We start from the raw sequence: 18,483 nt of genomic DNA on the forward strand, positions 1-18,483 counted from the left end.
CTGGCGGCTGACAGTGATGTCACTACCTGGGTCACTATGCGGTTCGGCGCCGAGCACCTCCCCTGCACCAGGTACTGGTGATCGCATGGCAGTTGGGGCAGAGCAGCCGCAGATTCTCGGCCCGGTCGTCGCTCCGGTCGCCGCTGATGTGGTCGACTTCCAGCGTCATGGGGCGTCCGTGCCACGAGGGAGACGTGCCGCACCGGACGCACAGTTCCGCCACCCCGATCTGCCGCAGAGCCCGGCGAAGCATCGCCGACTGCGTGCGCCGTCGACCGTCGTGCTTCATGAGGATGTCCTCGGCAGACCTCACGGGCGTCGGTCCTGGCTTGCCTCGCTGATGAGCTTGCCCGAGGAAGTGCGACGTATCGAGGACGCCTTCGGAGATCCAGCGGTGGAGCAACCTCCGGGTGGTAGCGCTGTTGGGTATGTCGAGTCTGCGCAGGACTCGGCCGCTCCGGTCAGCCGCTCTCGGGTGCACTTGATTCCGCCGCTCATGCCGAGCCCTTGCGGCCCGTGGCCCGGCGGCTCTTGTTCCGGACCCGGTTGGTGTCGGTGGTGGAGTGGCAGTTCGGGCACGGGAAGCGCAGGTTCTCCGGGCGGTTGCCGCGCCAGTCGCTGTTGATGTGATCGACCTCCAGCGGCAGTGCCTCAGCCGCCGCGCCGGGACACGGCTTGCGTGGGCGGGGTCCTGCTTCCTCGGCAGGTCCTGCCGCGTACGTCGTTGCCGTGCATCCGCGCCGGACTCGTTTCCGAAGTGCGACGTATCGATCCCCAACGCCCGTGTGCGGCGGCTGATGTGGGGGTGATGGCCGCCGACTACGTCGAGGCCAAGGTGGCGGAGGACCTCGCACATGCTCGTCGAGGCGGCCACGGCCCCGGAAAGGCGGGCGTGGGTGTACGGGCTGGGTGGCATGGAGTTCCCCCGTTCGGCGGCCGTCGACTTCGTAGCGGCGGCCGGTTGTTCCTTTCTCGAATGGGTTGACGACGAACAGGGCATCCGGTTACGGAGAGTTGTCGGAGGAGGCGAAAAATGCCCCGGCCGAGGAGGCCGGGGCATTTCAGGGAGCGCGGTATCTCAGAAGCGCGGATCCGGGCTCTGGGAGCTGACCATTTCGACGGCCTCCTCGTGGGTGGCTACCGAGGGCGGGGAGCCTTCGAGGGGCTGCTGGGCGGTTTCCTTCATGCAGAGGACGGCGATGACGCCGACCAGGGCCGCACCCATGGCGTAGTACGCCGGGATCATCTGGTTGCCGTTGAAGCCCGCCATCAGGGCCTCGATGACCAGGGGGGTCGTGCCACCGAAGAGCGAGGTGGAGAGGTTGTAGCCGATGGAGAGGGAGCCGTACCGGACGTTGGTCGGGAAGAGGGCCGGGAGGGCCGCCGACATCGTGCCGAGGAGGCAGACCAGGGAGAAGCCCATCAGCAGCATGCCGATGATGACGAACAGCAGGCTGCCGTCCCTGACCAGCAGGAAGGAGGGGACGGAGAGGACGAAGAAGCCGAGCATGCCGGCCATGAGCAGCGGCTTGCGGCCGAAGCGGTCGTTGAGGCGGCCGACGAAGTTGATGACCAGCATCAGGACGATCATGGTGCCGAGCAGCACCAGCAGGCCGTGCGACTCCTTGTAGTGGAGCGTGTCGGTCAGGTACGTCGGCATGTACGACAGCAGCATGTAGTCGGTGATGTTGTACGCGCCGACCAGGCAGATGCAGAGGATGAGGGCGGGCCACTGCTGGGAGAAGATCTCGCCGATCTTCCGCTTGGGCTGGTTCTCGGAGAGGTGGGAGAACTCCGCCTCCTCCTCGGTGGCCGAGCCCGTCGCGGAGTGCGTCTGGCTGGCTTCCAGCTTCTGGAAGGCGGGGGTCTCGTCGAGCTTCATCCGCAGGTAGAGACCGACGAGGCCGAGCGGGCCCGCGACGAGGAAGGGCAGGCGCCAGCCCCAGCTCTCCATGGCGTCGGAGCCGAGGAAGGTGTTGAGGATCAGGACGAGGCCCGCGGCGCCGGTGTAGCCGGCGAGGGTGCCCATCTCCAGGAAGCTGCCGAAGAAGCCGCGCTTCTTGTCGGGGGCGTACTCGGCGATGAAGGTCGAGGCGCCGCCGTACTCACCGCCGGTGGAGAAGCCCTGGACCAGGCGGAAGAGGATGAGCAGTACCGGTGCCCAGAAGCCGATGGTGGCGTACGACGGGATCAGGCCGATGCAGAAGGTGCCCACGGCCATCATGATCATGGTGAGCGCGAGGACCTTCTTGCGGCCGATGCGGTCGCCGAGCGGGCCGAAGTACGCGCCGCCGATGGGCCGTACGAGGAAGGCCACCGCGAACGTCGCGAACGAGGACAGCAGGCTCGCGGTGTCGCTGCCGCTGGGGAAGAAGACGTGGCCGATCGTGACGGCGAGGTAGCTGTAGATGCCGAAGTCGAACCACTCCATCGCGTTACCGACGGCGGCGGCCTTCACGGCGCGCTTCACGACCCGTTCGTCGGTGATCGTGATGTCGGTGCGGCGGAGCTTGGGGTTCTTGCGGCGGGCGATGGCGCGGAAGAGCATGCGGTGGCGCCGGACCGCCTCGGGGTCCATGTCGGTCCCGGACGTGGCATCGGTGCTGCCGGTCGTCACGAGTGCGGTCCTCTCGGTCGGTCGGTCCGCGCGCTGCGCGGTGGGCTCGCTTCGAAAGGGGCGTCTGCGCGGTTACGGAGCCGGTCAAACCACTTTGGCGGCAGAACGCGATATTCGTCACTCGGTGTGGGCCGTTTAGGGCGTGTGTGAGGTGGTTGTGCCGGTCGAACGGGTGGGGGTGTGGAGGCCGGGGGAGGGGGAAGCGGGCGGCCGCCGGGCCGCGATGCCGGGCCGCCGTGCCCGGCCGCGGGGCCGAACGGCCTCCCGCCGGGACGAGGGGCCGGAGGGAGGCCGTTCGGGGGAGGCCGTGCCGCGTGCCGGGCCTCGGGGGCCGGATGGGCGCTGCGGGGGTTACAGCCCCAGGTCCTTGATGATCTTGGCGACGTGGCCGGTGGCCTTGACGTTGTAGAGGGCGCGCTCGACCTTGCCCTCCTCGTCGATGATGACGGTGGAGCGGATGACGCCGGTGACGACCTTGCCGTAGAGCTTCTTCTCGCCGAAGGCGCCGTACGCCTCCAGGACGCTCTTGTCGGGGTCGCCGAGGAGGGTGACCTTCAGCTCCTCCTTCTCGCGGAACTTCGCGAGCTTCTCGGGCTTGTCGGGGGAGATGCCGATGACGTCGTAGCCGTGGCCGGCCAGGAAGTCGAGGTTGTCGGTGAAGTCGCAGGCCTGCTTGGTGCAGCCGGGGGTCAGGGCCGCGGGGTAGAAGTACACGATGACCTTGCGGCCCTTGTGGTCGGCGAGCGAGACCTGCTTGCCGTCCGCGTCGGGGAGGGTGAAGGCGGGGGCGGTGTCGCCGGGCTGCAGTCGCTCGCTCATGGCTCTCCTCAGGAGTGGTTCGGTGACCGTAAGGGTGGGTCGGTGACGGTGCCGAAGTGGGCCGGTGACCGTGCCGACCTCGGTGGTCGCTTGTGCTGTCTTGAGGTTACTGAGGTCCGCCGACAGCCCCTCATGCCCTCGGCCGGTTCGCCTCTTTGTACGCCGCGTGGGCGCGTTGATCGGGGGTGCCGTGGGGCGGTTCGGTGGGTGAGCTGACAGACTGTCCATCAGGAATCATTGAGGATCTGTATTCACCGGCCGAGACGACGGAGGCAGCGCGGTGTCGGATGCCAGGACCCCTGCGCAGATCGAGGCGGACATCGTCCGCCGGCGGCAGGAGCTCGCCGTGACGCTCGACGAGATCGGCGTGCGGCTGCACCCCAAGACGATCGTCGGCGACGCGAAGGCGAAGGCGGCTGCGGCCGTGGACCGTACGGCCGGGCGGGCGTACGTGCTCGCCAACCGGGCGGTCTCCGACGTCCGCTCGCAGCTGGTGTCGGAGGACGGCGCGCCGCGCATGGAGCGGATCGTTCCGGTCGCGCTGGTGGCGGTCGGCCTGGTGGGGCTGCTGGCGGTGGGTGCGCGCAAGCGCCGGTCGTAGGGCCGTCGTGGCGCCGTCGCTGGGGCCTCGCGGGGGCGTTGCCGGGGCCGTATCGCCCGGGCCGGGGTCCGGTGCGGGGGCGGGTACAGGTACGGTCTTGCCGTGAGCCCGAACAACACTCAGGACACCCACGACAAGCTGCCGATCCGGATGCTGCACGACCGGGTGCTCGTCCGTACCGATATCGCCGAGGGCGAGCGGCGCTCGACCGGTGGCATCGTCATTCCGGCGACGGCCGCGGTCGGCCGCCGGCTGGCGTGGGCCGAGGTCGTGGCGGTGGGGCAGAACGTCCGTACCGTCGAGCCGGGGGACCGGGTGCTGTACGACCCGGAGGACCGCGCCGAGGTGGAGGTGCGGGGCGTCGCGTACGTGCTGATGCGCGAACGCGATCTGCACGCGGTGGCGGCGGAGCGCCTGGAGGGCGCCGAGGACTCCACCGGGCTGTACCTCTGAGCCTGTTCCTGTTCGTCCCGGGGCGGTACCTCTGAGTCCGCCCCGTTCGTTCCGTAAGGCCCTGACCAGCATTTTCTGCGGGCGGTGACCGGCGTCACCGCCCGTTTCGGCATGGCTTGCTATGGTCGGAGACATCCCGACGAGACGCGCCGTACCGGGTCATGACAAGACGACGCACCCCTGTAGATGCACGCACGCATGCGCGTGTGCGCGGTTGTCACGGAGGTGCCGTCATGGCATGGGTTCTGCTGTTGGTCGCCGGTCTGCTGGAGGTCGGCTGGTCGATCGGGATGAAGTTCACCGATGGGTTCACGCGGCTGTGGCCGAGCCTGTTCACGGGCGCGGGCATCGTCGTGAGCATGGCCCTGCTGTCGATCGCCGCGCGGACGCTGCCGATCGGTACGGCGTACGGCGTGTGGGTGGGCATAGGTGCCGCCGGTGCGGCGGTGGTGGGCATGGTGGTGCTGGGTGAGCCGGCGACCGCGGCCCGCATCTTCTTCATCTGTCTGCTGCTGGTGGCCGTCGTGGGTCTGAAGGCGACGTCGGGGCACTGAGCGCGGCGAAGGGGCCCGGGCGCGTCGACGAAACGTGCCCGGGCCCCTTCGCGTGCGTCCGCGCTACTCCCAGTCGTCGGACGGTGTTCCCGGTGCTCCGCCGGGTCCGCCGCCGGGCCCGCCGCCATTGCCCCCCGGCCCGCCGCCGGGCTCGACCGTGGGGAAGTCCTCGGTGGGGGCCGAGGTGGGCGGCGGCTCGCTCGGGAAGGTGGGCTCCGGCGGTTCGACGGTGGACGGGGGCGGCGTGGTGACCGGGGGCGAGTCCGGAGGCGTGGTCTCGGTCGGGGCGGTGGGCACCCCGGTCTCGCCCGGCGCGGTGGGCGTCGCCGTGCCGGTGGGGACCGGCTCCTGGGCGCCGCTCTCCAGTTCCAGGTCGAAGTCCTCGGGCGCCTTGCCGTCCAGTGCGGCCGCGGTGTAGTCGGCCCAGATCTGGGCGGGCCAGCCGCCGCCGTTGATGCGGGCGAGGCCGCCGGCGCCGTACAGCGGTTCCTGGGACGCGGTCTTGGGGTCCTGGCCGAACACGGCGATGACGGTGGCCAGGTCGGGCGTGTAGCCGGCGAACCAGGCGGCCTTGTCCTCCTCGGCGGTGCCGGTCTTGCCGGCGGCGGGACGCCCGGCTGCCTGGGCCGCGGCGCCGGTGCCGCCGGGGCTCTCGACGACGCTGCGCAGGATGGAGGTGGTGGTGTCGGCGGCCTCGCGGGGGATCGCGGTCTGCTCGGGCCGCATGGGCAGGCCGACCTTCTCGCCGTTCTTGGTGATCTTCTGGACGAAGGTGTACGGGACGCGCTTGCCGTGGTGGGCGAGCGTGCCGTAGGCGCTGGTCATCTCCAGGACGCTGGGGGTGGCGGTGCCGAGCGAGATGGAGCCCTGGGACTCGGCGAGGCCGGGGGTCCCGCGGGGGATGCCGAGGTCGACGGCGGTCTCCCGGACCTTGTCGGGGCCGACGTCGATGCCCATCTGGGCGTAGACGGCGTTGACGGACTTGTCGGTGGCCTCGCTGACCGTGATCTGGCCGTACGAGCGGTCGTCCTCGTTGGCGGGGGCGAAGCCGGTGGGCTGCCCGTTGCTGAGGGTCATCCGCTTGTTGGTGCCGTCGTACACGGTCTGCGGGGTGATCGTCCGGCCGTCCTGGGTGGTGGAGTGGTTGGCGACGGCGGAGGCGAAGACGAAGGGCTTGAAGGTGGAGCCGACCTGGTAGTCCGCACGGGTGGCGCCGTTGACGAACTGCTTGGCGTAGTCGATGCCGCCGTACATGGCGACGACCTTGCCCGTGGCGGGGTCGATGGAGGCGCCGCCGGCCCGGACGTTCTTGTCGGCGTCGCGGTTCTTCTTGTCGAGCTGGTCCATCACCTGGTCGTCGACGGCCTTTTCGAGGGCCAGCTGCTTCTTCTTGTCGATGGTGGTGGTGATGCGGTAGCCGCCGCCCTTGAGATCGTCCTCGTCGAGGATGTCGTTGTCGCGGAGGTAGTCCTTGATGGCGTTGACGAAGTAGCCGCGGCGGCCGGAGAGGCCGGAGGGGGCCTTGGCCTCGCCGGGCGGGTCGAACTTGGTCGACGCGCGCGCCGATCCGCTGAGCCAGCCCTTCTTGACCATGCCGTCCATGACGTAGTTCCAGCGGGCCTCGGCGCGCTTGCGGTTCTCGGGGTGGACGACGATGTCGTACTGGCTGGGGGCGTTCAGGAGGGTGGCGAGGTAGGCGCCCTGGGCGGCGTTGAGGTCCTTGACGTCCTTGTTGTAGTACGCCTGGGCCGCGGCCTGGATGCCGTAGGCGTTGCGGCCGTAGTAGCTGGTGTTGAGGTAGCCCTCCAGGATCTCGTCCTTGCTCACCTCGCGGTCCAGCTTGATGGCGATGAAGAACTCCTTGGCCTTGCGGGTGACGGTCTGTTCCTGGCCGAGGTAGTAGTTCTTGACGTACTGCTGGGTGATGGTGGAGCCGGACTGCTTGCCCTTGCCGATGACGGTGTTCCAGGCGGCGCGGATCATGGCGACGGGGTTGACCGCGGACTCGCTGTAGAAGTTGCGGTCCTCCGCGGCGAGCACGGCGTGCTGGACGGTCTTGGGTACCTGGTCGAGCTTGACGTTCTCGCGGTTCACCTCGCCGTCGCGGGCGAGCTGGGTGCCGTCGGAGAAGAGGAAGACGTTGCTCTGGGCCTTGGCCGCCTGGTTGGCGGGCGGGATGCCGACGAGGAGATAGCCGGCGATGAAGCCGCCGACGATGATCAGCAGGATCACCAGGATGCCGCCGAGGGTCATGCGCCAGGTGGGCAGGAAGCGGCGCCAGCCCGTGCGGCGGGGGCGGCCCTTCTTGCCGGAGGGCGGGGCGGCGCCCGGTTCGCCGTCGGGGGAACCGTTACTTCCCCGGCCGTCCTGCTGCGGATCGTCGTTCATGTCTGTAGTGACTCCTCGGCCGCCGCCGATGGTTGTGCCGCGGCGGATCGGTGTCGTAGCGGGCGATTCGCGCCCTACGCCGGAAAAAGGTCGTGTCTTCCGAAATGCAAGTGTCGCCCGTTGAGAAACTCTCGCATCCTGCGGGCCGACCCAAGAGGGTGGCACGCACATGTGACCGGTCTGTGACCGGCCGAATGGGTTCTCTCCCTCACTGGATCGGGTGATAAACCCGTGGTGCCCCCACCAACGGCGGAGCTAGGCTCCGTTGTTTTGGCGTCACACCTCGGGGGACGGAAGCGTGGGCGGGGCACTTCGTGAGCGTGGTGGCGGCCTCGCGCTGTACGCGGCCGTGGCCCGGGGCGGCTTCCGGCGGTACGTCACCTACCGCACCGCCACCGCCGCCGGAGTGTTCACCAACACCGTCTTCGGCTTCATCATCTCCTACACCTACCTGGCCCTGTGGGACCAGCGGCCGCAGCTGGGCGGTTACGACCAGGCGCAGGCGCTGACCTTCGTCTGGATCGGCCAGGCGCTGCTGGCGACCGTCTCGCTGGCCGCCAACGGCGGCCTGGAGGAGCTGCAGGAACGCATCCGCACCGGCGACATCGCGGTGGACCTGTACCGCCCCGCCGACCTCCAACTGTGGTGGCTCTCCGCCGACCTGGGCCGGGCCGCCTGCCAGCTGCTCGGCCGCGGGGTGCTGCCGATGGCGGTCGGCGCGCTCGCCTTCCCCCTGGCGCTGCCCGCAGCGCCGGGCCTGTGGGCCGCGTTCCTGGTGTCCGCCGTGCTCGCGGTGACGGTCAGCTTCGCGCTGCGCTATCTCGTCGCGCTCACCGCGTTCTGGCTGCTGGACAGCGCCGGGGTGGCGGTGCTCGGCGGGCTGGCCGCGATGTTCTTCTCCGGAATGCTGCTGCCGCTGCGGGCCTTCCCCGGAGACTTCGGCGAGGCCGTACGGATGCTGCCGTGGGCGTCGGTGCTCCAGGTGCCGGCCGACGTGCTGCTGGGGCGGTACGAAGGGGCCGCCGTGCTGGGGGCGCTGGGCTTTCAGGCGGGCTGGGCGGCGGTGCTGCTGGCGGTCGGCCGGCTGATGCAGTCGGCGGCCACCCGGAAGGTGGTGGTGCAGGGTGGCTGAGTCCTTCGGGCGGGCCGCGCCGGTGCGGCACGGCATACGGGCATACCTGCTGATCGTAGCGATGTGGGTCCGGTCCACACTCACCTACCGGGCGTCGTTTGCGATCATGGCCTTCGGCAATGCCGCGGGCAGCGGCCTGGAGTTCGTGACGATCCTTCTGATGTTCTCGCACATCGACGAGCTCGGCGGATTCGGGCTGCCCGAAGTCGCCCTGCTCTACGGAGCGTCGGCCACGGCTCTTGGGCTCGCGGACCTGCTGCTGGGCAACGTGGAGCGGCTCGGCGCACGGGTGCGTGACGGCACGCTGGACGTCCTGCTGGTCCGCCCGGCGCCGGTGTACGTACAGGTCGCCGCCGACCGGTTCGCGCTGCGCCGGATCGGGCGGCTGTCGCAGGCCGCTGTGGTGCTGGGCTGGGCGCTGTCCCGGGTCCCGGTGGACTGGACGCCGGGCCGGGTGGTGATGGTCGCGGCGATGCTGGTGAGCGGGGCCGCGATCTACGGTGCGATCTTCACGCTGGGCGCGGCCTTCCAGTTCTGGGCCCAGGACGCCGCCGAGGTGCAGAACTCCTTCACATATGGCGGAAACGCGATGCTGCAGTACCCGCCCACCGTCTTCGCCAAGGACCTGGTGCGCGGGGTCACGTACATCATTCCGCTGGCCTTCGTGAACTGGCTGCCGGCGCTCCGCCTCCTCGGCCGGGACGACCCGCTGGGGCTGCCGAGCTGGGTGGATTTCCTGGGGCCCGTGGTGGCCGCGGTGATGTGCGGGGGCGCGGCGCTGGCGTGGCGGGCGGGTCTGCGGGGTTACCGGAGCACGGGGAGCTGACATGACGACGGACGGCCGGACGACGGACGGGCAGGGGCCGGAATTCATCGCACTGGAAGGGGTGGAGAAGGTCTTCCAGGTGCGCCGCAGGGCCGGGCGGCTGCGCCGGGTGAAGCAGGAGGTGCGGGCGGTCGACGGCGTCGGGTTCCGCATCGGGCGCGGCGAGATGGTGGGGTACATCGGGCCGAACGGCGCGGGGAAGTCGACCACGATCAAGATGCTGACCGGCATCCTCGTGCCCAGCGCCGGCCGTATCCGGGTCGCGGGCATCGACCCTTCCCCAAGCTCTCGGCTTCGCTCGAGCAGGGGAGACCCCAACCGCGACCGCACCCGGCTGGCCCGCCGGATGGGCGTGGTCTTCGGGCAGCGCACGACCCTGTGGTGGGACCTGCCGCTGAAGGACTCCTACGAGCTGGTGCGGCGGATGTACCGGGTGCCGTACGAGACGTATCGCAAGAACCTCGACCGGTGCGTGGAACTGCTCGACCTCGGTCCCCTGTTGACGGTGCCGGTGCGGCAGCTGTCGCTGGGCCAGCGGATGCGCGGGGACATCGCGGCGGCGCTGCTGCACGACCCTGAGGTGCTGTACCTGGACGAGCCGACGATCGGGCTGGACGTGATCAGCAAGGCGCGGGTGCGGGACTTCCTTCGCGAGGTGAACGCCACGCTCGGCACGACCGTCCTGCTGACCACGCACGACCTGACCGACATCGAGCAGCTGTGCCGCCGGGTGATGGTCATCGACCACGGGCGGCTGGTGTACGACGGCGACCCGGACGGGCTCCACGGGGTCGGGGAGAGCGAGCGGACGCTGGTGGTGGACCTGGAGCGGGAGCTGCCGCCGATCGAGGGCGTGCCGGGGGCGCGGACCGTGCGGGTGGAGGGACCGCGGCAGTGGCTGGCGTTCCCGGCGTCGCAGAGCGCGGCACCGGTGGTGGCGGCGGTCGCCGAACGCTGGCCGCTGGTCGACCTCTCGGTACGCGAGCCGGACATCGAGGACGTGATCGCGCGGATGTACACCCGAAGCGCGGTGAAGTAGGGCCGGGCGGCCGGTTCCCTGCCTACTCTTTGGCCATGAATGAGGAACTCCCCGAATTGCGGGCATCCGATGCCGACCGGGACCGGGTCGCGGAGATCCTGCGGGACGCGCTCGCCGAGGGCCGGTTGCGGATGGAGGAATTCGACGAGCGGCTGGAGGCGGCGTACCAGGCGCGTACGTACGGCGAGTTGGAGCCGTTGACGGCGGACCTGCCGGTGGGGGCCCGGGACGTGCCGGTGCTGCCGGCGGCCGCGCCGCGGGGCGCCGTCGGGCCGGCCTGGGCGGAGCGGATCGTGGGCGGCGAGGGCAGCTCGTCGGCCGGGATCGGGATCCTGGGCGGCTTCCAGCGGACCGGGCGGTGGACCGTCGGGCGGCGCTTCACGGCGGTCGCCTTCTGGGGCGGCGGCGAGGTCGACCTGCGCGAGGCCCGGTTCGCGGACCGCGAGGTGGTGATCAACTGCGTCGCGATCATGGGCGGGGTGAATATCGTCGTACCGCCGGGCGTCGAGGTCGACGTGCGCGGCGTGGGCATCATGGGCGGCTTCGACCACCGGGAGGCCGGGGTGGCGGGCGACCCCGGCGCGCCCCGGGTGATCGTGACGGGCCTGGCGTTCTGGGGCGGCGTCGGCATCGAGCGGAAGCCGACCAGGGCGGAGAAGGAGCGCCTGAAGGCCGAGCGGCGGGAGCGCAGGGCGCTGGAGAAGGAGCGGCGGCGCAAGGAGCTGGGCTGACCGCCGCCCGTCGTCCTACAGCGAGGCGGGGGCCGAGCCCTTGAGGTGCTTGAGGTTCACCGCGAGGGCCATCGCCTTGTAGCCCTCGTCGCTCGGGTGCAGGTGGTCCCCGGAGTCGTACTGGGGGAGCAGCCGGTTCGGCTGGGCCGGGTCGCGCAGCGCCTTGTCGAAGTCGATCACGTTGTCGTACACGCGTCCGGCCCGGATCTGGGCGTTGACCTGCTGGCGGACCTGGTCCATGCGGACGTTGTAGCCGCGGTGGCCGTAGAACGGGGTGAGCGTGCCGCCGGTGACCCGCAGGCCGCGCGCGTGCGCCTGCTTGACGACCTTCCGCATGCCGGCGACCAGCTTCTTCGGGTCCCACTGGCGCGGGGTCTTGAAGAGGTCGTTCAGACCGATCTCGACGATCACGGCCTTGACCCCGGTCCGCGACAGCGCGTCGCGGTCCAGCCGGGTGAGCACGCTGGGGCCGTTGTTGGGGGAGTAGCGGCTGCCGTCGATCAGCAGGCGGTTGCCGCTGATGCCCTGGTTGAGGACGCCCAGGCGGGGCGCGCCGGGCTCCTCGCGCAGCCGCTGGGCGAGGAAGTCGGTCCAGCGGTGGTTGGCGCCCATGGTGGAGGTGATGCCGTCGGTGATGGAGTCGCCGATGACGACGACCGAACCCTTGGCCTCGCGGCTCCAGACGTCGACGCCGGTGAGGTAGCGCCAGTACGGGCTCTGCTCGGTGAAGTCCGTGCCCCCTTCGGCCGCGGCCCGGTCGCCGCGCGCCAGGTAGGAGGTCTGCCGGGCGTACGGGTGGTAGGTGACGGGGCCGGAGGGCGCCGGGGAGTACGTGGTGACCAGGAGGTCCGCGTCGTGCGGCACGTCCAGCCGCACGGGGTCGCTCGCTATGGCGCCGCCGGCCGGGATGACGACGGAGGGGCGGTCGCCGAAGGTGAGGCGGCGCATCGTGCCGGTCGCCGCGGTCGGGTTGTTGGGTGCGGCGGCCAGGGCGATGGTGGCGTGGGTGATGGCCAGCGGTCGGGTGCCGTAGAGGTTGGAGAGCTGGATGCGGGCGCTGGTGCCGCCGACGCTGGTGTGGATCACGTTCCGTATCGACATGCCCGCGTACCCGTCGAGGGTGCCCGGCTCGGCGGCCGCGGCCGAGGCCGCCCAGGTGCCGACCCACTGGCCGGAGACGGCGGGTGCCGCGGAATTCCGCGGGCTGTGCGGGTCGCTGCCGGTGCCGCCGCCGTCGCCGCCGAACCCGACGAAGATCGCGGTCGATACGAGGACCACCACTGCCGCCAGACCGGCGAGCAGGGCGTAACCCACACTTTTGTTCATGCGGGGGCGTTCTCCTGGGGCAGGCGGAGCCGCTGGCTCCGGATGGGCAAGGGCAGCGTCTGATCAGCGGCGCCGTCGCAGTCCGATCGATCCTCCATGATCCCATGGTGGACGCCACGGCTGCCGGGCGGCTCCCTCGCCGCCGGGACGGCGGCAGGGGCGATGCGCTCGACCTGTGGGACGACGGGAACTCGTGGTTCGTTCCAGGAAGGGAACCAGGACTAGGTCACAGTTGGACATACACCCGGGGCGGTCGAACGGATGGAGCGGATGGAACGCACGAAGACGGACCTGGCCACCGGCGCGGAGGGCGGGCCGGCGGCCGGAACCGCCGCGAATCCTGTGGCCGGTTTCACATTCAACGAGGCCGACGAGGAGAAGCGGCGTGGGGTCCGCCGCATGAAGACCTTCGCCACCAGCCTGCTGCTGGCTGTCGCCGTCGTCTACGCGCTGGCGAAGTGGGCGGGCGCCGCCGGGGCCGGCGGCTGGACCGGCTATGTGGCGGCGGCGGCCGAGGCAGGCATGGTCGGCGCGCTCGCTGACTGGTTCGCGGTGACCGCGCTGTTCCGGCGGCCGCTCGGCCTGCCCATCCCGCACACCGCGATCATCCCGACGAAGAAGGACCAGCTCGGGCAGAGCCTCGGCGACTTCGTGGGCGAGAACTTCCTCTCCGGAGAGGTGGTGCGGCAGCGGCTGCGCAAGGTCGGCATCGGCAGCCGGGTCGGCCGCTGGCTCGCCGAGCCCGAGCACGCCGACCGCGTCACCGCCGAGCTGGCCACGGCGGTGCGCGGCGCGCTGACGGTGCTCCGCGACTCCGACGTGCAGGCGGTGGTCGGCGAGGCGATCACCCGCCGTGCCGACGCCCAGGAGATCGCCCCGGGGCTCGGCACGATGCTGGAGAAGATCGTCGCCGACGGCGGGCACACCCGGCTGGTGGACCTGGTCTGCGCCCGTGCGCACGACTGGCTGGTCCTGCACTCCGACTCCGTGATGTCGGCGGTGGCGGGCGGCGCGCCCGGCTGGACCCCGCGCTTCGTGGACCGCAAGGTCGGCGACCGGGTCTACAAGGAACTGCTGCGGTTCGTCACGGAGATGCGGGACATGCCCGAGCATCCGGCACGCGGCGCGCTGGACCGTTTCCTCACCGACTTCGCGGGCGACCTGCGGTCCGACACGGACACCCGGGCGCGGGTGGAGCGGCTGAAGTCGGAGGTGCTCGGCCGGGGCGAGGTACAGGACCTGATCGCGTCGGCATGGGGTTCGGTCCGCGCCATGGTGGTGGCCGCCGCGGAGGACGAGCGGAGCGAGCTGCGGCAGCGGGCGCGCGGCGCGCTGCTGTCGCTGGGCAAGCGGCTGGCCGCGGACGCCCGGCTGCAGGGCAAGGTCGACGGCTGGCTGGAAGGCGCGGCGGTGCACGTCGTGACGACGTACCGCGACGAGATCACGCTGCTGATCACGGATACCGTCGCGAGCTGGGACGCCGAGCACACCTCGCGGAAGATCGAGGCGCACATCGGCCGGGACCTCCAGTTCATCCGGATCAACGGCACGGTCGTGGGCGCGCTGGCGGGGCTGTGCATCTACGCGGTGTCCCACGCGCTGGGCGGCTGACCGGGCCGCGCCGCGGCGAAGTCGCCCGAGCGGCGCCATCGCTCTGGTGATTGCCGCCCGCACGCCGTACGGTGCCCCGCGTGCGGCAGCGGATACCGGTGGTGGTGCGGCTGGTGTGGACGGCGGCGGAGCTGGCAGTGACGCTCGGCGCCGTCCTGGCGCTGCTGGTGGTCCATCAGCTGTGGTGGACCAACCGGGAGGCGCAGGCGAGCGCCGGGGAGCGGGTGTCGCAGCTGGAGCGGGGGTGGAAGCGGCCCGCGCCCTCACGCGAACCGCCCACCTCCTCGCCCGGCACGAGCGCGTCCGGTACGAGCGCGTCGCCGGATCAGCGTCCGGGCGCCGAACGCCCCGCCCGGCGCCCCGGCCAGGACCTGGCGTACGCCGTGCTGCGCATCCCGCGCCTCGGCCTCGCGGCCCCCGTCGCCCAGGGGGTCGGCAAGGAGTCCGTGCTCAACAAGGGGTACGTCGGGCACTACCCGGGGACCGCCGAGCCGGGGCAGGCCGGGAACACCGGGCTGGCCGGGCACCGCAACACCCACGGGGAGCCGTTCCGCCGGCTGAACCTGCTGCGGGCCGGCGACACCGTACGCATCGACACCGCCGACGCCCGCTACACCTACGTGGTGGACCGGACCCTGCCGCAGACCATGCCCGGCGACGGCACGGTGCTGGCCGAGGTCCCGTACAGCTCGGTCCATCCCGGACACCGCTACACCGAGCCCGGTTACTACCTGACGCTGACGACCTGTACGCCGGAGTACACCTCGAAGTACCGGCTGGTCGTGTGGGCGCGGCTGGCGAAGATGGAGCCGCGCTAGTACGCGCTCGGGGCCCCGGCCGACTTGGTGATCTTCTTGCCGTCGGGGCCGACCGCGAACCAGGTGCCCTTCACGCCCTGGCCGTTGACGTCGCCGGGGGCCTTGTCGCCCTTGAACAGGTACATCGGCCAGCAGTCCACGGCCAGCTGCTTCGTGCCGTCGGGACGCTTGACGGTGGTGATCAGCTTGGCCGGTACGCCCTCGATCTTGTCCTTGTCGGCGGGCTCGGCGGGCTTCCAGGTGTCCAGGCAGGCGCCGACGCAGGCGAACTTCATCGGCCAGGGGCTGTCCTTGGTGAAGCGGTAGAGCGTGCGGCCCTTGCCGTCCACGATGAGCTTGCCGAGCTGTGCGTTGTCGGCGACCGAGACGTCGGCCTTCGGCTCGGCGGCCGCCGGCGGCGCGGCGGGCTCCTCGTCCGCCTTCGGGGGCTGCTTCGCGGCCGCCTCGCCCGCCTTGCCGCCGTTCGCCGCCAGCGCGTGCCAGACGCCGCCGACGTCCTGGCCCTTGGTGTCGCCGGGCGCGCTGTCCTTGGCGTACCGGTAGACCGGCCAGCCGCCGAGGGTGAGCTGCTTGCTGCCGTCGGACCGGGTCACCGAGCCGAGGTCGGCGGCGTTGATGCCGGCGGTGGCGTTGGCGTCGTCGGCGGGGACCGGCGGCCAGGTCGAGGCGCAGTCGCCGTCGCAGGTGGACTTCGGCGGTTTCGGGGTGTCCTTGTCGAAGCGGTACAGGGTCAGGCCCTGGCCGTCGGTGACGACCTTGCCCAGTCCCGGTGCCTCCTTCAGGGCGAGGGACTTGGCGACGGCGCCGAGCCCGCCGGCCGCGGCGCCGCCCGCCGCGTCGTCGCCGTATCCGCCTTCTTTGGCGGCGCCCGACCCGTAGCCGTTGTCGGAGGTGCCCTGGCCGGCGGGCTGGACCTGGTCGCTGCCGGAGGCGCCGTAGTCCTTGTCGCCGCAGGCGGCGGTGAGGGCGAGCACGGTGAGGGCGGTGAGGGCGATGCCCGCCTGTCGCCGGTTGACCGGGGCGGCTCGGTTGCTCATGGGGATCTCCTTCGGTGGGGGCGGCGGAGGTGCCGTCGGGACGGGGGTACGGACCGGGGTACGGGAGGCGGTGCTGCCGCCGTTCAACGCCCGCGAAAGTTGTCACTTCACGTCAAAAGGCGGTGCGCTATGGGCAGTACGGAGGCGGAGCGGGATCGGCCTACGCCCGTACGGGGTCATTCGGCGGGGGACCGGACGCGCAGGGCCAGGGCCGGGCAGCGGCGGACCGCGAGCTGGGCACGGCGGCGCATCCGGGCGGGCAGCGCCATGGCGGCCTGCTGCGGATAGCCGTCCGGACCGAGGCGGACCACGCCGGGCGCGAGATCGGCGCAGAGCCCGTGGCCCCGGCAGAGCGTCCAGTCCACGACCAGCTGCGCGGCGGGCGCGGCCGGGCGTACGGGGGCCGCGGCGGCGGGTGGCGGGGCACCTCCGGGCAGCGGCAGGGCGCCCAGGACCGGGCGTCCGCAGCCGCCGCCGTGCGCGTGCGCGGTGAACTCCTCGGGGAAGGCGGCCAGCGCGGAGGCGACGAAGCGGGCGGTGCCGTCGGGGTGGCCGCACGCGCCGCGCCGCTCCACGGCCTTGGTCCTGGCCCGTACGGCGGCCAGGGCAGGCGCGCCACCGCCCCGCACCACCGCCGCCAGCGCGTCGGCGAGCGCGGGCAGGCCCAGTACGCACGGGCCGCACTGGCCGGCCGACTCCCCGGCCAGCCAGCGCGTCACCGCCGCGCACTCCCCGGCCGGGCAGGTGCCTTCCGGCAGCGGGAGGACGGCGCCCGCGCCCAGGACGGCGCCGTGCGCGGCGAGCGCGGGGCGGTCCAGGGTGACGGTGCGCGCCGCGGCCGGGGCGAGGAACGTGCCGTGGTAGCCGCCGATCAGAACGCCCTGGCCCGGGCCTGTGCCGCAGTGCGCCAGCACCCGGTCCAGGGACACGCCGGTGGGGGCCTCCAGGACGTGGGCGCCGGACACGGTCAGCAGGAGGGTGCCCGGCTCGTCGGGGACGCCGATGGCGCGGTGGCCGAGCGCGCCCAGCCGGGCGGCGACCGCGAGCTGCGCGTAGGTCTCGGTGTTGGACAGCAGGGTGGGCAGCCCGCCGAGGCCGCGCTCGCTGGAGCGGACCTTGCGCCCGGAGGGCAGCCCCGGGCCGCCGTCGAGGCCGTCGACGAGGGCCGAGCCCTCGCCGCCCACGAACCGCTCCGGCAGCCGGGCCACGCGCAACCGCAGCGACATCGGGCCGCGTTCGGCGATCGCCCGGCCGACCGACTCGGCCACGTCGGCGCGGGCCACCCCGACGGCGACCTCCCCCGCGCCGAGCGCGTGCGCGGCCAGCAGCGCGCCGTCCAGCACCAGATGGGGCGCGTGGAGGAGCAGCGCGGTGTCCTTCAGACAGCCCGGCTCGCCCTCGGTGCCGTTGACGACCACGGCGGCCCGGCCGTCCGAGCGGCGCAGTGCTTCCCGTACGGCGGTGACCTTGCGGGCGAAGGGGAAGCCGGCGCCGCCGCGGCCGCGCAGCCCGATGTTCTCGGCGAGCGCGGCCAGTTCCGCGGCGGAGAGCACGGGGGCGGTGCCGTGCACGGTCAGGTGGGCCACGCGGTCGAGCCGGGTGGCGCCGCCGTGCGGGGTGGTCACCCCTGCTAGTAGGCGGGGCGGCCACGGGGGCGGGGCCAGGGGGGCGATGCCGGGTGCAGCACCGTCGTGGCTGGGCGCTCCCACGCGGCGGAGCCGCAGGTCGACGCCTCCCGCGCCCCTGGAGGGCGCCCTCACGGGCGCCCCTCCGGGGCGCGGCGGTCGGCCCGCAGCCGGTACGCGAGGGCCGCGGCCGCGGCCGCGACGCACACGGCGTACCCGGCCGTGACCCAGCCCGCCGCCGGGCGGCCCGCGCGCAGGCCGTGCACCAGCGCCGCGCCCCAGGCCAGGTACGCGGTCATGTGCAGCGCGCGCCACCACCGGGCGGCGGCCCGGCCGGTGAAGGCGGTGCGGGCGGCCCCGGTCACCGCCACCGCGAGGAACCCGTAGGCGGCGAGCGTGCCCAGGCCGATCAGGGCCGGGCGGGCCCCGTCGGCGAAGGGCAGCGCGGCGGCCCGGCCGGTGGTCTGGCCGCGGGCCACCTTCACCCCGATGTGCAGGGCGAGGAAACCGAGGCCCGCCACGCCGGTGCCGCGGTGCACGGCCTGCGCCAGCAGCCGGTGCCCGGAGGCGAGCACCCGCCGGTCGGTGGCGGCCAGGCCCCAGACCACCGTGCCGGTCAGCGCGACCAGCGCGAGCACCCCGGCCCCGAAGTCCAGGAAGTCCGCGGCGCGGGCGGCGGCGCCGGAGCGGGCGAGGACGGCCAGGAAGAGCAGCAGCGCGGCGGGCAGGACGGGGCGCAGCGGGAGTCGTCTCCCGGTGCGGGGAGCGGAATGCGGGCGGCGGCGGGTGCGCGGGACTGGCGCGGGCATCGGGTCTCCACGGAAATCGAGCGGAAGGATGCACAACGCCCCGGAAAGGGCGGGGAATTGCCGTACGTACCGTCGGCGATGTGTCCGGCAGCATCGC

17 protein-coding genes and 1 riboswitch are annotated in these 18,483 nt (G+C 72.2%); of the genes, 9 read left to right on the forward strand and 8 right to left on the reverse strand.

Annotated elements, in window-relative coordinates:
* Positions 1 to 34 precede the first annotated feature (34 nt).
* The 3 genes from ACIGQF_RS18310 to bcp all read right to left on the reverse strand — a co-directional run bounded on the left by ACIGQF_RS18310 (position 35) and on the right by bcp (position 3,436).
* Positions 35 to 1,060, reverse strand: coding sequence for an HNH endonuclease (locus ACIGQF_RS18310; protein ID WP_399711166.1), 1,026 nt, complete (start codon positions 1,058 to 1,060; stop codon positions 35 to 37).
* Between the two features lie 18 nt (positions 1,061 to 1,078).
* A complete protein-coding gene (locus tag ACIGQF_RS18315) occupies positions 1,079 to 2,578 on the reverse strand; it encodes an MFS transporter (protein WP_399711665.1) in 1,500 nt (499 codons plus the stop codon).
* Between the two features lie 390 nt (positions 2,579 to 2,968).
* The gene (gene bcp, locus ACIGQF_RS18320) at positions 2,969 to 3,436 is read right to left on the reverse strand and encodes a thioredoxin-dependent thiol peroxidase (RefSeq protein WP_361562686.1); all 468 of its coding nucleotides are present in this window, start codon (positions 3,434 to 3,436) and stop codon (positions 2,969 to 2,971) included.
* A 280-nt stretch (positions 3,437 to 3,716) separates the two neighbouring features.
* On the opposite strand from bcp, the gene ACIGQF_RS18325 reads away from it, so the two are divergent.
* The 3 genes from ACIGQF_RS18325 (at position 3,717) to ACIGQF_RS18335 (ending at position 5,044) form a co-directional block, all read left to right on the forward strand.
* Complete coding sequence (locus ACIGQF_RS18325; protein WP_399711168.1) at positions 3,717 to 4,037, forward strand: DUF3618 domain-containing protein; 321 nt, start codon at positions 3,717 to 3,719, stop codon at positions 4,035 to 4,037.
* A 150-nt stretch (positions 4,038 to 4,187) separates the two neighbouring features.
* Positions 4,188 to 4,490, forward strand: coding sequence for a co-chaperone GroES (locus tag ACIGQF_RS18330; RefSeq protein WP_019711573.1), 303 nt, complete (start codon positions 4,188 to 4,190; stop codon positions 4,488 to 4,490).
* A gap of 119 nt (positions 4,491 to 4,609) precedes the next feature.
* Positions 4,610 to 4,669, forward strand: a riboswitch (guanidine-III (ykkC-III) riboswitch).
* 54 nt (positions 4,670 to 4,723) lie between these two features.
* Complete coding sequence (locus ACIGQF_RS18335) at positions 4,724 to 5,044, forward strand: multidrug efflux SMR transporter (RefSeq protein WP_361562690.1); 321 nt, start codon at positions 4,724 to 4,726, stop codon at positions 5,042 to 5,044.
* 63 nt (positions 5,045 to 5,107) lie between these two features.
* Here the strand turns inward: ACIGQF_RS18335 and ACIGQF_RS18340 are convergent, their stop codons facing one another.
* Complete coding sequence (locus ACIGQF_RS18340; RefSeq protein WP_399711171.1) at positions 5,108 to 7,432, reverse strand: transglycosylase domain-containing protein; 2,325 nt, start codon at positions 7,430 to 7,432, stop codon at positions 5,108 to 5,110.
* A gap of 298 nt (positions 7,433 to 7,730) precedes the next feature.
* Between ACIGQF_RS18340 and ACIGQF_RS18345 the strand changes: the two genes are divergently transcribed.
* From ACIGQF_RS18345 to ACIGQF_RS18360, 4 genes are all read left to right on the forward strand, one after another.
* Positions 7,731 to 8,564, forward strand: a complete 834-nt coding sequence (locus tag ACIGQF_RS18345; protein ID WP_399711173.1) for an ABC transporter permease — start codon at positions 7,731 to 7,733, stop codon at positions 8,562 to 8,564.
* Between the two features lie 61 nt (positions 8,565 to 8,625).
* On the forward strand, positions 8,626 to 9,390 hold the full coding sequence (locus ACIGQF_RS18350; protein ID WP_362208244.1) for an ABC transporter permease: 765 nt from the start codon (positions 8,626 to 8,628) through the stop codon (positions 9,388 to 9,390).
* Between the two features lies 1 nt (position 9,391).
* Positions 9,392 to 10,429: an ATP-binding cassette domain-containing protein gene (locus ACIGQF_RS18355; RefSeq protein WP_399711175.1), complete on the forward strand. Its 1,038-nt coding sequence runs from the start codon at positions 9,392 to 9,394 to the stop codon at positions 10,427 to 10,429.
* Positions 10,430 to 10,464: 35 nt separating this feature from the next.
* On the forward strand, positions 10,465 to 11,160 hold the full coding sequence (locus ACIGQF_RS18360) for a DUF1707 domain-containing protein (protein ID WP_399711177.1): 696 nt from the start codon (positions 10,465 to 10,467) through the stop codon (positions 11,158 to 11,160).
* Positions 11,161 to 11,175: 15 nt separating this feature from the next.
* Here the strand turns inward: ACIGQF_RS18360 and ACIGQF_RS18365 are convergent, their stop codons facing one another.
* Positions 11,176 to 12,486, reverse strand: a complete 1,311-nt coding sequence (locus tag ACIGQF_RS18365) for an SGNH/GDSL hydrolase family protein (protein WP_399711179.1) — start codon at positions 12,484 to 12,486, stop codon at positions 11,176 to 11,178.
* 261 nt (positions 12,487 to 12,747) lie between these two features.
* On the opposite strand from ACIGQF_RS18365, the gene ACIGQF_RS18370 reads away from it, so the two are divergent.
* Positions 12,748 to 14,097: a DUF445 domain-containing protein gene (locus tag ACIGQF_RS18370; protein ID WP_399711181.1), complete on the forward strand. Its 1,350-nt coding sequence runs from the start codon at positions 12,748 to 12,750 to the stop codon at positions 14,095 to 14,097.
* Positions 14,098 to 14,177: 80 nt separating this feature from the next.
* Positions 14,178 to 14,915 carry a class E sortase gene (locus tag ACIGQF_RS18375; RefSeq protein WP_399711183.1) on the forward strand — a complete coding sequence of 246 codons (738 nt, stop codon included), beginning with the start codon at positions 14,178 to 14,180 and terminating at the stop codon, positions 14,913 to 14,915.
* Here the strand turns inward: ACIGQF_RS18375 and ACIGQF_RS18380 are convergent.
* The 3 genes from ACIGQF_RS18380 to ACIGQF_RS18390 all read right to left on the reverse strand — a co-directional run bounded on the left by ACIGQF_RS18380 (position 14,912) and on the right by ACIGQF_RS18390 (position 18,386).
* Positions 14,912 to 15,952: an SCO0930 family lipoprotein gene (locus ACIGQF_RS18380; RefSeq protein ID WP_399711185.1), complete on the reverse strand. Its 1,041-nt coding sequence runs from the start codon at positions 15,950 to 15,952 to the stop codon at positions 14,912 to 14,914. The genes ACIGQF_RS18375 and ACIGQF_RS18380 overlap by 4 nt on opposite strands.
* 176 nt (positions 15,953 to 16,128) lie before the next feature.
* Entirely contained in the window at positions 16,129 to 17,577 is a 1,449-nt protein-coding gene (locus tag ACIGQF_RS18385) for an NADH-ubiquinone oxidoreductase-F iron-sulfur binding region domain-containing protein (protein WP_399711187.1), read from the reverse strand.
* 131 nt (positions 17,578 to 17,708) lie between these two features.
* Positions 17,709 to 18,386, reverse strand: coding sequence for a hypothetical protein (locus ACIGQF_RS18390; RefSeq protein WP_399711189.1), 678 nt, complete (start codon positions 18,384 to 18,386; stop codon positions 17,709 to 17,711).
* Positions 18,387 to 18,483: the final 97 nt, after the last annotated feature.

The sequence above is a fragment of the Streptomyces sp. NPDC053560 genome (genome assembly GCF_044544605.1).
In the GTDB taxonomy this organism is placed as follows: domain Bacteria; phylum Actinomycetota; class Actinomycetes; order Streptomycetales; family Streptomycetaceae; genus Streptomyces.